The 10,769-nt window shown below is 60.5% G+C and carries 8 protein-coding genes and 1 pseudogene; 3 read left to right on the top strand and 6 right to left on the bottom strand.

What is annotated here, in order from left to right; all coding sequences use genetic code 11:
• The 4 genes from ALO80_RS03215 to ALO80_RS03200 all read right to left on the bottom strand — a co-directional run.
• Positions 1-794: type VI secretion system Vgr family protein (locus tag ALO80_RS03215; protein ID WP_174518939.1), on the bottom strand; the 794-nt coding region annotated here is incomplete at its 3' end.
• Between the two features lie 438 nt (positions 795-1,232).
• Positions 1,233-4,397, bottom strand: coding sequence for a CusA/CzcA family heavy metal efflux RND transporter (locus tag ALO80_RS03210; RefSeq protein ID WP_055007913.1), 3,165 nt, complete (start codon positions 4,395-4,397; stop codon positions 1,233-1,235).
• A gap of 24 nt (positions 4,398-4,421) precedes the next feature.
• Positions 4,422-5,696: an efflux RND transporter periplasmic adaptor subunit gene (locus ALO80_RS03205; RefSeq protein ID WP_055007912.1), complete on the bottom strand. Its 1,275-nt coding sequence runs from the start codon at positions 5,694-5,696 to the stop codon at positions 4,422-4,424.
• A gap of 62 nt (positions 5,697-5,758) precedes the next feature.
• Positions 5,759-6,985, bottom strand: coding sequence for a TolC family protein (locus ALO80_RS03200; protein ID WP_055007911.1), 1,227 nt, complete (start codon positions 6,983-6,985; stop codon positions 5,759-5,761).
• A gap of 251 nt (positions 6,986-7,236) precedes the next feature.
• Here ALO80_RS03200 and ALO80_RS03195 point away from each other — a divergent pair, with 251 nt between their 5' ends.
• From ALO80_RS03195 to ALO80_RS03185, 3 genes are all read left to right on the top strand, one after another.
• Positions 7,237-7,911: a heavy metal response regulator transcription factor gene (locus ALO80_RS03195; protein WP_054987123.1), complete on the top strand. Its 675-nt coding sequence runs from the start codon at positions 7,237-7,239 to the stop codon at positions 7,909-7,911.
• Positions 7,908-9,299: a heavy metal sensor histidine kinase gene (locus ALO80_RS03190; protein ID WP_055007910.1), complete on the top strand. Its 1,392-nt coding sequence runs from the start codon at positions 7,908-7,910 to the stop codon at positions 9,297-9,299. Before ALO80_RS03195 ends, ALO80_RS03190 begins: the two co-directional genes overlap by 4 nt.
• A gap of 114 nt (positions 9,300-9,413) precedes the next feature.
• Positions 9,414-9,815 (top strand): MAPEG family protein, encoded by a 402-nt coding sequence (locus ALO80_RS03185; protein ID WP_054987121.1) that lies wholly within the window; start codon positions 9,414-9,416, stop codon positions 9,813-9,815.
• A 47-nt stretch (positions 9,816-9,862) separates the two neighbouring features.
• Here ALO80_RS03185 and ALO80_RS03180 read toward each other — a convergent pair whose 3' ends face one another.
• Together ALO80_RS03180 and ALO80_RS03175 are read right to left on the bottom strand one after the other, a co-directional pair.
• The gene (locus tag ALO80_RS03180) at positions 9,863-10,273 is read right to left on the bottom strand and encodes a DUF1090 domain-containing protein (protein WP_055007909.1); all 411 of its coding nucleotides are present in this window, start codon (positions 10,271-10,273) and stop codon (positions 9,863-9,865) included.
• A gap of 40 nt (positions 10,274-10,313) precedes the next feature.
• Positions 10,314-10,769: pseudogene (locus tag ALO80_RS03175) on the bottom strand (NAD-dependent DNA ligase LigB); the annotation flags it as partial.

Here is a 10,769-nt window from a genome sequence, read left to right as displayed (position 1 = left end):
CGCTCCAGCGCTTGCGGTGCTGAGGCGGCCTGCAAGGCGGGCATCACGGTTTCCCGTGGCTGGCCGTGGGCCAGGTAATCGACACTGCGCCAGTGCAGCTTGCCGCTGAGCAACTGCGAACCGCTGCTCCACTGGGTAATGCCGTCCTGTTTTTCGGTGGCGTTCTGGGTGTGAAACCGGATGCTCTGCGGTGCCAGCGCGGGCAGGGTATCGACGGTATCGGTGAAGACGATGCAATGTTTGTCCGCCGAGTGTTCGACGTACCAGAAAAGACCTTCCTGCTCGCACCAGCGCTGCACGAAGTTGGCGTCGCTTTCATTGAACTGGGTGACGTAGGACAGCGGGGCGTATTCGCGTCGCAGGTCCAGGCGGTAATTGCCCTTGGCCTGTTCGTACAGTGAGAAAACGGCTTCCAGAATCGCCGGCAGGTTCTTGTCCTGCCAGATGCGGCAGTCGAGTCGGTATTCAAGCAGGCTGAACCAAGGGGCGAAGACCAGTTGCCAATCGTGCAGACCGCCGTCATTGCCCAGATAGCGCACGCTTTCAACCAACCCGTGACGCTGTGCGGGAGAACCGTCATCGCAGAGGATCGCCAGGCTGACCGGCTGGCCGATGAGTTTTTCAGGATCGTATTCGGTGTCCTGCACCACCACGTCTAGGGTATAGCGGGGCACGTGGCCGATGCGCTCGACCCCGTGTACGCGCAGGGCCTGGAGTTGATGCTCGCCCAGCGGCGTGGTGAGTTGCAGCAAGCGTCCGCTCTGGCTGAGAGGGGTGCCAAAGGTCAGGTCCATTGTGTAACTCCTTTACTTGCGCAAACTGTACGTCATGTCTTTCAAATGGCCATTTCGTGCGGCGAATTGAAAAACACATAACGTTCAGCGTCGATCCTGTTTGCCGCCGATGCGCGAGCGACTGCGCTGTTAGTTGCTGATACTGGGAATGAGTTCCCGCAGGGGCAGCAAATTCATGATCTTAAGTATCTTCAGCGCAACATGCGCTGTGTCTGGTAATGAGCTTGTATTTCAATACATGTGGCAGCTCGTTCGTCACTTGTTTGATGGCATCGAAATATCAATGCTCAACGCTGCGGTGTCTACCTGAATCGTTCGCCAGTAGGTGTGCTGCGTTTCTGGAAATGGAGTAAGACATCGGCTACAGACATCGCCGACTGCGCTGGATCACTTGACAGTAACGTCGTCTGGATCAGCGCAGTCTTAGATGAGTATTTTTTACATGAAAGTCTTTTTCGGTGTATTGAGCGCCTCTTCCTCCCGCCGATGCGCCCACTGATATAACGCCGGCAACACCAACAACGTCAGCGCTGTCGACGACAGAATCCCGCCAATCACGACCGTCGCCAGCGGTCGCTGTACTTCGGCGCCAGTCCCGGTGGCGAGGGCCATCGGGATGAAGCCGAGGGATGCGACGAGTGCGGTCATCAGCACTGGGCGCAGGCGGGTGAGGGCGCCTTCGTTGATGGCGTCGTGCAGTGAGTGGCCTTGTTCGCGCAGGCTGCGGATGAAGGCGATCATCACCAGGCCGTTCAGCACCGCGACACCCGACAGGGCGATGAAGCCCACGCCTGCGGAGATCGACAGGGGAATGTCGCGTAGCCACAGGGCCATGACGCCGCCGGTCAGGGCGAACGGGATGCCGGTGAAGACCAGCAGGCCGTCCTTGAGGTTGTTGAACATCATGAACAGCAGCGCCAGTACGAGCAGCAGCGCCACCGGCACGACGATCTGCAGGCGTTTCGCAGCCGATTGCAGCTGCTCGAATTGCCCGCCCCAGTTGGTCCAGTAGCCGGCGGGGATCTGTACGCCGTTGTCGATGGTGGTGCCCGCTTCTTCGACAAACGAGCCGAGGTCCCGACCGCGCACGTTGGCGCTGACGATCACGACACGCTTGCCGTTCTCGCGGCTGATCTGGTTCGGGCCGAGTACCAGATCGAGGCTGGCGACCTGCGACAGCGCGATGAAGCTGATCTGCTGGTTGCTGCCGGCACTGGCAGGCACCGGAATGAGCAGGCTGGAGAGGCCGTTCACGTCGGTGCGCAGTTGCTCGGACAGGCGCACTACCATGTCGAAGCGGCGATCACCTTCATACAGCGTGCCTGCCTGACGACCGCCCAGGGCAATGGCGATGGCGTCCTGCACATCGGCCACGTTGAGGCCATAGCGCGCCGCCTTGTCACGGTCGATGTTGATGGTCAGCACCGGCAGCCCAGTGGTTTGCTCGACCTTGACTTCCGAGGCACCGGGCACTTTTTGCAGGGTGGCGGCGATTTTCGTGGCGGTCTGGTTCAGCACGTTCATGTCATCGCCGAAGACCTTCACCGCCACGTCGCTGCGCACCCCCGAAACCAGCTCGTTGAAGCGCAACTGGATCGGCTGGGACAGTTCGTAATTGCTGCCCGGCACACTGGCGGCAGCCTTTTGCAGGTCGGCGATCAGGGTTTCACGGGATTTGTCCGGATCCGGCCATTCGCTTTGCGGCTTGAGCATCACGTAGCTGTCGGAAATGTTGGGCGGCATCGGGTCGGCGGCGATCTCGGCGGTGCCGGTACGGGCGAATACGCGCTGTACTTCCGGGACCTTGTCGATGATGGCTTTTTCCAGACGCTGCTGCATGTCCACCGATTGGGTCAGGCTGGTGCCGGGAACCCGCAGCGCCTGCAAGGCGAAGTCGCCTTCGCTCAAACTCGGGATGAACTCGCTGCCCATGCGGCTGGCGGTGAAGCCGGACAACACGATCAGCACGACGGCGGTGCCGAACGCTATCGAGCGATGCCCCAGTACCCAGCCCAGTATCGGCGCATAGCGCAGGCGGGCGTTGCGCATCACGAAACCTTCCTCTTCCTTGACCTTGCCGGTCACGAACATGGCGATGGCAGCGGGTACGAAGGTCACCGAAAGAATCATGGCGCCGAGCAGGGCGATGACCACGATGAAGGCCATCGGGTGGAACATTTTGCCTTCCACACCGGTGAGGGCAAAGATTGGCAGGTACACGACCATGATGATCAACTGACCGAAAATCAGCGGGCGGCGTGCCTCTCTGGCGGCGGCAAAGACCTCGTGAAAGCGTTCCGAGCGGGTCAGCATGCGGCCGTGTTTCTTCTGCGCGTGCGCCAGCCTGCGAATCGCGTTTTCGACGATCACCACCGCGCCATCGACAATGATGCCGAAGTCCAGTGCACCCAGGCTCATCAGGTTGGCGCTGACCTTGTTGGTGAACATGCCAGTGAAGGTGAACAGCATGGCCAGCGGAATCACCATGGCGGTGATCAGCGCAGCACGGATGTTGCCTAGGAACAGAAACAGAATCACGATGACCAGGATCGCGCCTTCGATCAGGTTCTTCTTGACCGTCGCGATGGCTTTTTCGACCAGATTGGTGCGATCATAAACCGTTACCGCTTCGACGCCCTCGGGCAGCGTGCGGTTGATGTCGGCGAGTTTGGCGGCCACCGCCTGCGACACCGTCCGGCTGTTTTCACCGATCAGCATGAACACCGTGCCGAGTACCACTTCGCGGCCGTTTTCAGTGGCTGCGCCGGAGCGCATTTCCTTGCCGATACCGACCTCGGCCACGCTGCTGACCCTGATGGGCGTGCCCTGCACATTGGCGATGACGATGTTGGCGATGTCGTCGACAGTGCCCAGTTGGCCCGGTGCGCGTATCAACAGTTGCTCGCCGCCGCGCTCGATGTAACCGGCACCGACGTTGGCGTTGTTGCGCTCCAGGGCTGCCACCAGATCGTTCAGTGTCAGTTTGTAGGCGGCCAGCTTCTTGGGGTCGGGCGCAATCTGGTACTGCCTGGCGAAACCGCCGATGGTGTTGATCTCGGCCACGCCTGGCACGTTGCGCAACTGCGGTTTGATGATCCAGTCCTGAATCACCCGCAGATCAGTCGGCGTGTAAGGCGTGCCATCCTCTTTCAGCGCGCCCTCGCGGGCCTCGACTGTCCATAGAAAGATCTCGCCGAGGCCGGTGGAGATCGGTCCCATCATCGCATCGACGCCTTCAGGCAGCTGGTCCTTGGCAATCTGCAGGCGCTCGTTCACCAGTTGGCGGGCGAAGAACAGGTCAGTGCCGTCCTCGAAAATCACCGTGACCTGGGACAGGCCCGAGCGCGACAGCGAGCGCGTTTGTTGCAGGCCGGGCAGGCCCGCCATGTTGGTCTCGATGGCGAAGGTGATGCGCTGCTCGGTTTCCAGCGGTGAGAAACCGGGCGCAGACGTGTTGATCTGCACCTGTACGTTGGTGATGTCGGGGACGGCATCGATAGGCAGTTTCTGGTAACTGGCAATGCCCAGCCCAGCCATGAGCAACACAGCAAGCATCACGACGATACGCTGTTCAATCGCGAATTGGATCAACCGTTCAAACATGGAGGTGTACTCGTGTGACGCAGATCAATGGGCATGCTCGGCGGAGCCTTTGCCCAGCTCCGACTTGAGGATGAAACTGCCGGCGGCGGCCACTTGTGTGCCGGCCGCCAGGCCCTTGACGATTTCCACATGGCCGCCATCGCGGCGGCCAGGCGTCACGGGTGTCAGTTGAAACCCTTCAGCGTTGCGCACGAAGACTGAAGGTTTGTCTTCAATCGACTGAATCGCGGATTCGGGAATGCTGACCGCCACGCCGGTCTGTTCGGCGGCGACTTCGACCGACACAAACAAGCCGGGACGCCAAGCGCCCTGCGGGTTGGCCAGGGTCACGCGCACGGCGGCGGCGCGGGTCTGCTCGCCCAGCAGGCTGCCGACATAACCGATCTTTCCGTCGACCCGCGCATTGAGGTCGGGCGCGCTGACGATCACCGGACGACCGACAACCACTTTATCCAGGTCCTTTGGCGCTACGCCGAAGGTGGCCCAGACGCGCGACAGGTCGGACAATGTGAAGGCGTTGCTCGCTTCGCTGACCATTTCGCCGATGCCCAGATGTTTTTCCACGACCACTGCGTCAAACGGTGCGATCAACTCATAACGGCTTCCGGCAGAAGGATTGAGGCTGGCACCGATGGCGCTGATTTTTTGCCGGGCATTGGCCAGGTTGATGTCGGCCTCCTGAAAGTCCTGGCGCGCCTGCAAGTAGTCCTGCTCGGCGGAGATCCTGTCTTCCCACAGTTTCTTTTCGCGTTGCAGCGTGAGGCGTGCCAGTTCCTGGCGTCGCTGTGCGGCGTTCAGCTCGCTGCGTTGGTCAGAGATTTGCTGGCTGGCGATCACGGCCAGCACCTGGCCCTTTTTCACGGTCTGGCCCAGATCGACCTTGACCGCTTCGACCACGCCGCTGACACGCGGTACGACATGCGCGGTGCGGTCTTCGTCGAAGCGGATCTCGCCGGGGAAGGTCACGGTGGTGCTCATTTGCCGGGGTTCGGCGGTTGCCAGCTCGATGCCAGCCGTCTTGATCTGCTCGGCGCTCAGCTCGATGTGTCCCTCTTCCTCTTCTTCATGGGAAGACTCGGCGGCTACGGCGTCCGGTTTTTTCGCCTCGTTGCCGTGGCCCGGCTCCTCCGTGTGCTCTGGCTCGTCAGCGTGCCCAGACTCGGAATCATGCGCGTGTTCCTCTGCCGATGGTTTGGGGCCGGCTGCGAACGGCAGCATCTGCGGGTTGAGTGCCAGACTGCCCAGACCAATGATGGCCACCACCGCCAGCGCGAGGGCAATGCTTCGTTTGTTGTTCATGAAAGCTCCCGGCGATCAGGTGCGTGCAGCACCTTGCGCTCGATATAGGCGAAAAAAGACAGTCAGGGGTTGACGCTGAACCGGTTGAGATCACCGTGGATACGCTCTACGGCGACACGCGCTTCGGTAGCGGTTGCCAGCGATTCCAGATACTGGCTGCGCGCCGAAATCAGCGTTCGTTGCGCGTCCAGCACTTCCAGAAAACCGAACTTGCCCATCTCGAAACCACGCGTTGCCGTGTCGACGGCACGTTGCGCGGCAGGCAGGATGACCTGATCGAAGGACTCGACTTCCTGCGCGGCAGTGCTCCACTGATCGAGGGCGGACTGCGTCTGGGTGCGCAGCTTGAGTTCGACGGCGTTGCGCAGATCGCGTGACTGGTCGGCGCGACGTGATGCCGCGAGCACATTGCCCTGATTGCGGTCGAACAACGGCAGCGGCATCGACAGGCCCACGACATTCACTCGTTCGCGCTCTTCGCGGCTGTACTGGCTGCCGACGCTGACGGTCAGGTCCGGGATGCGCTTGGCACGCTCTGAACCCAATGCGGCTTCGCGGTGTTCTATCTGGGCCTGGGCGAGGCGCAGTTCGGCGGACTGATTGATGGCGGTCAGGATCTTCGCGGTCGGTGGCCGCTTACCCGGCGACAGGTCGGTGTAGTCCAGACGCTCGAAAGCGGCGACCGGCGAGCCAGTGGTGCGCGCCAGCTCGCGGTTACTGTTGATTTTCAGGGTCTCGGCGCGTCGAACCAGCAGGTCGGTTTCGGCCAGTTGCACCTGTGCGCGGGTGGCTTCGACCGGTGACACCTTGCCCGCTCGAACGCGCCCTTCGGCAACCTGCAGGCCGCGTTCGGCAAGTGTTCTGGACTGACGCGCCAGGTCCAGGCCGGCCTGCGCCCGTGCCGCTGCGTAGAACGCCTGAACCACTTCGGCGCGCAGCTCGTTGCCGCGCCGCTCCAGCTCCAGTCGGGCGGCGTCCTGACCCTTGCTGGCCACTTCGATGCGCGCTCCGCGCTTACCGCCCAATTCCAGGGCCTGGCTGAGCATCACCGTTGTGGTGCTGGTCTCGCGGCGTGTGTCTTCCACTTCCCACGACACCACCGGGTTGGGGATCAGCCCGGCCTGCTGGCGATCACCCTCGGCAACGCCAATTTCCCATTGCGCTGCGGCGAGTTCCGGATTGCGGGCGAATGCTGCTTCCAGCGCCTGAGCCAGGCTGATGCCCTGGGCTGCAGCGATGCCGGGAGCAGCCAGCGGTAACAACAGCAGACAAAGTACGGCGGCTCTCATACCGGACCCCCTGCCAATCGATCGGTACGCCGAGTGCGCACGTCATTCTTCAGTCGCATGAATCACCCCATCAAAACAAAAAACAAACACGCACCTGGGCGCTGAAGTTGGCTGGAGGGGACTTTATGCAACCGGAGCTATCAGAGGGATTGCTGGAAAATTACGATTTTGTTATCCAGCGAGATGGGTGTTTCTTTTCAGTACACTGCACGGCATCGTCATCATCCGTTCATCAAACAGGAAGCCCCGTCATGCGAATCCTTGTCGTCGAGGACGAGCCGAAAACTGCCGAGTACATGCATCAGGGTCTGACCGAAAGTGGCTATGTCGTCGATATCGCCGCAACCGGGCTCGATGGGCTCTATCTCGCGCAGCATCAGGCTTACGATGTGGTGATACTGGATGTGAACCTGCCGGAAATGGACGGCTGGGAGGTGTTGAGCCGCCTGAGAAAGACCGTCAGCACGCGCATCATGATGGTCACTGCACGAGGACGTCTCGAAGAGAAGGTCAAGGGCCTGGAGATGGGGGCCGATGATTATCTGGTCAAACCGTTCGAGTTTCCCGAGCTGCTGGCCCGGGTTCGCACCTTGATGCGGCGCAGCGAACAGACCACCACCTCCAAGGTGTTGCAGGTCGGCGATCTGGAGCTTGATCAAGGGCGGCACCGGGCGTTTCGCGGCAGCCAGCGTATCGACCTGACGACCAAGGAGTTCGCGCTGCTGCACTTGCTGATGCGGCACAGCGGCGAGGTCATGTCGCGCACCCAGATCATCTCGCTGGTCTGGGACATGAACTTCGATTGCGACACCAACGTGGTGGAGGTGTCGATCCGCCGCCTGCGGGCGAAGATCGACGATCCGTTCGAGACCAAGCTGATTCATACCCTGCGCGGCGTAGGTTATGTGCTGGAAGTCCGTGAATGAAACCGACGCGTCTGTCGACGCGCATGAGCCTGACAGTCACTGCGCTGATCGCTTTTCTGGTGCTGGTGATGGAGACGTTCGCGTATGCGGCCATTTCCCATCAACTGGACCTGCGTGCCGAAGACAGCCTGAAGGAGAAGTTTGCGCAGATCGAACACGGTCTGAGTGAGGGGTTTCTCGGCGTCGAGGACATTGTTCAGTACCCCCATACGCTGCGTGACCAGATTGTCGGGCATGACAGCTATGCGCTGACCATCTTCGACGCAGGCAATCCCCGTCAGGAGCTGATGAATGTCGGCAACGAAGAGGGGCGTAATCTCCCGATTGTCGGCACTGAAGGCGTGCCACAGGGTTTTCAGCAGTTGACGTCGCTACATGGCCACAAGATTTTGCTGGGGTACAAGGAGATTCGTCTCAAGACGGGTCAGGACATTCTGGTTCGGCTGTCGATGGACCGCGAAAGCGACACCACGCTGCTGCATGCCTATGTGAAGTCGACGTTCATGGTGCTGCCGGTGATCTTGCTGGTGATCGGCTTTGGTGCCTGGTGGGTGGTGCGTCGGGGGCTCAGGCCGTTGGGGGCGTTCAGAAAAGTAACGGCGCTGATCTCGGCTCGCGATCTGTCTCATCGCATGAAGGTCAAAGGCCTGCCTGATGAATTGCGCGACCTGGCACATGCGGTCAACTTCATGCTGCACCGGCTGGACGGCGATGTGCAGCAACTGGCGCAGTTCTCGGACGACCTCGCGCATGAATTGCGCTCGCCGATGAACAATCTGATGGGCAAGGCGCAGGTCACGCTGTCCAGACCGCGTCCTTCGGAGGAGTACAAACAGGCCCTGGAATCCTGTACCGAAGAGCTGGAGCGTATGTCGCGCATGATCAGCCAGATGTTGTTTCTGGCCAGCGTCAGCCAGCCCGCAGCGCCCTTGCCGGTCGAGGTCATCGATCTGCGGGAAGAGGCGGACAAGGTCGCCGAGCTGTTTTCATCCTCGGCGGAGGATCGCGATATTACCTTGCAGGTCCAGGGTAGCGCGAAGGCCACGGGCGACAGGCTGATGATTCAGCGAGCGATTTCGAACCTGCTGTCCAACGCCATTCGCCATGGCCTGTCCGGCAGCGTCATTACCATCACGCTGACCACGCATGAAGATGAGGTTTCGCTGGCGGTGCGCAATGCGGGTGAGGGCATCGATGCCGAGCACCTGCCGCGGCTGTTCGATCGGTTCTACCGGGTTCATGTCAGCCGTGCGCGACAGCAGGGTGGTACAGGGCTCGGGCTGGCGATTGTGCGCTCCATCATGAGCCTGCATGAAGGGCAGGTGACGGTCGAGAGTGAGCCGGGCCACTTCACGACGTTCAGCCTGATCTTCCCTAAACTGGTGTAATGCATCAGGTTGCCGGTCGTTCTTCAAGAACCTTTGGCCGACCCCCGGCTCATAGCTTGTGAGCGGGTAATGCCCGGATGCTTCCGACGAAGCCAAATCGATAAGGATGGACCTATGACAGTTGCTTTCTGGTGCGTGCTGGTTGCGATATTGCTGCCGATTGGCTGTGCTGGCATCGCCAAGTTCGGCAGCGGAAAATTTGGCAGTGGGCACAATCATGACCCGCGCGCCTTTCTCGACAAGCTCGAGGGTTTCCCGCGCCGCGCGCACGCTGCGCAGCTCAACAGCTATGAAGTGACCCCGGCGTTCGCGGCGGCGGTGATCATTGCGCACATTGCCGGCAATGCGCAGCTGGTGACGATTGATGTACTTGCCGTGCTGTTTATCACCAGCCGCCTGTTGTACATCATCTTCTATCTGGCCGACCTGGCCGCACTGCGGTCGCTTGTCTGGCTGGTGGGCATGGGCCTGATCATCGCATTGTTCGGGGTGTCGGCTTTCCCGGCCGTTTCCTGACGGTCAGGTTGCGGCGCTGCCGGTAATCCGTAGCGCCGCTGCCTTTATCAGTCGTCCGGCTGGACTTTTTCGAGATCGGTCTGGGCTTCCTGCAACTCTTTGCGCGACTCGGCGAGCTTGTCCTTACGCTTGTTGATCTTCTCCGGATCCCCTTTGTCCATGGCCTTGTTCAGGTCGTTCTGACGGCGGCTGACTTCCTGTTTGGCGTCCAGCACCTTTTGCTTTCTCTGCTTGATCAACGAGGTCTCGGTACAGTTGGCATTGACCTCTGCGAGCGCCTTTTCAAGTCCGGTCTGTTCGGCCTTGTTGCCCTCAGTCTTGGCGTCCTGAATCTTGCTGCTGATCTCCTGGCTTTTGATCTGGCACTCGGAGGGCGCGGGTGCCTGTTCCTCTGCCAGCAGGGTTGTGGCCAGCAGCGTGCAACTGGTGAAAAGGATCAATGGTGATAAAAACTGCATATGAACTCCGTTTGAATACGGACAGAAAAATGAACGTCCGCTACTTAAAACCTGAAATACCCTGGGCCTGCAATTGCTGGCTCAATGCCTGTACTTGTGGGTCCTGAAAAAAAGATTTCAGCTTCGTTGCCCGACCAGGCCCTACGCCTGGTTCTGCCTGCCATTGTTCGACGCTGCGCCCGGCCAGTTCGTGCCAGTTGTCAGGCAGTTTCGCGCCTCCTGTGGGCGGCAGTCCGATGGCCTTGAGCCATGTCTGAAAAGGCTTTTCGCGGGCACTTTGCAGGCTGGTGAGCAGTTTAGCGCTGCTGCGCTCGGCGAAGCCGGGAATGTTAGCAAGCTCAGCATGATTCAGGGTCATCCAATCGAGCAGGCCTTCTATTCGGCCGCTTTCAATGAGCTTGTCCCAGGTCCCCGGACCGACGCCGGGCAACGCAAGACCCTTTTTGCCGCTGAGCCAGACCAATCTGGCGCGGAACTGACTTTCACAGCCCGGCGT

The organism is Pseudomonas caricapapayae, assembly GCF_001400735.1.
In the GTDB taxonomy this organism is placed as follows: domain Bacteria; phylum Pseudomonadota; class Gammaproteobacteria; order Pseudomonadales; family Pseudomonadaceae; genus Aquipseudomonas; species Aquipseudomonas caricapapayae.
The sequence above is the reverse complement of the archived record's forward strand: the minus strand, read 5'-3'. Positions and strand labels throughout refer to the sequence as shown.

What these genes read in the sequence shown, in the direction of transcription:
- ALO80_RS03210 (WP_055007913.1), bottom strand. Translation starts at nt 4,397, where the DNA reads ATGTTTGAACGGTTGATCCAATTCGCGATTGAACAGCGTATCGTCGTG.
- ALO80_RS03205 (WP_055007912.1), bottom strand. Translation starts at nt 5,696, where the DNA reads ATGAACAACAAACGAAGCATTGCCCTCGCGCTGGCGGTGGTGGCCATC.
- ALO80_RS03200 (WP_055007911.1), bottom strand. Translation starts at nt 6,985, where the DNA reads ATGAGAGCCGCCGTACTTTGTCTGCTGTTGTTACCGCTGGCTGCTCCC.
- ALO80_RS03195 (WP_054987123.1), top strand. Translation starts at nt 7,237, where the DNA reads ATGCGAATCCTTGTCGTCGAGGACGAGCCGAAAACTGCCGAGTACATG.
- ALO80_RS03190 (WP_055007910.1), top strand. Translation starts at nt 7,908, where the DNA reads ATGAAACCGACGCGTCTGTCGACGCGCATGAGCCTGACAGTCACTGCG.
- ALO80_RS03185 (WP_054987121.1), top strand. Translation starts at nt 9,414, where the DNA reads ATGACAGTTGCTTTCTGGTGCGTGCTGGTTGCGATATTGCTGCCGATT.
- ALO80_RS03180 (WP_055007909.1), bottom strand. Translation starts at nt 10,273, where the DNA reads ATGCAGTTTTTATCACCATTGATCCTTTTCACCAGTTGCACGCTGCTG.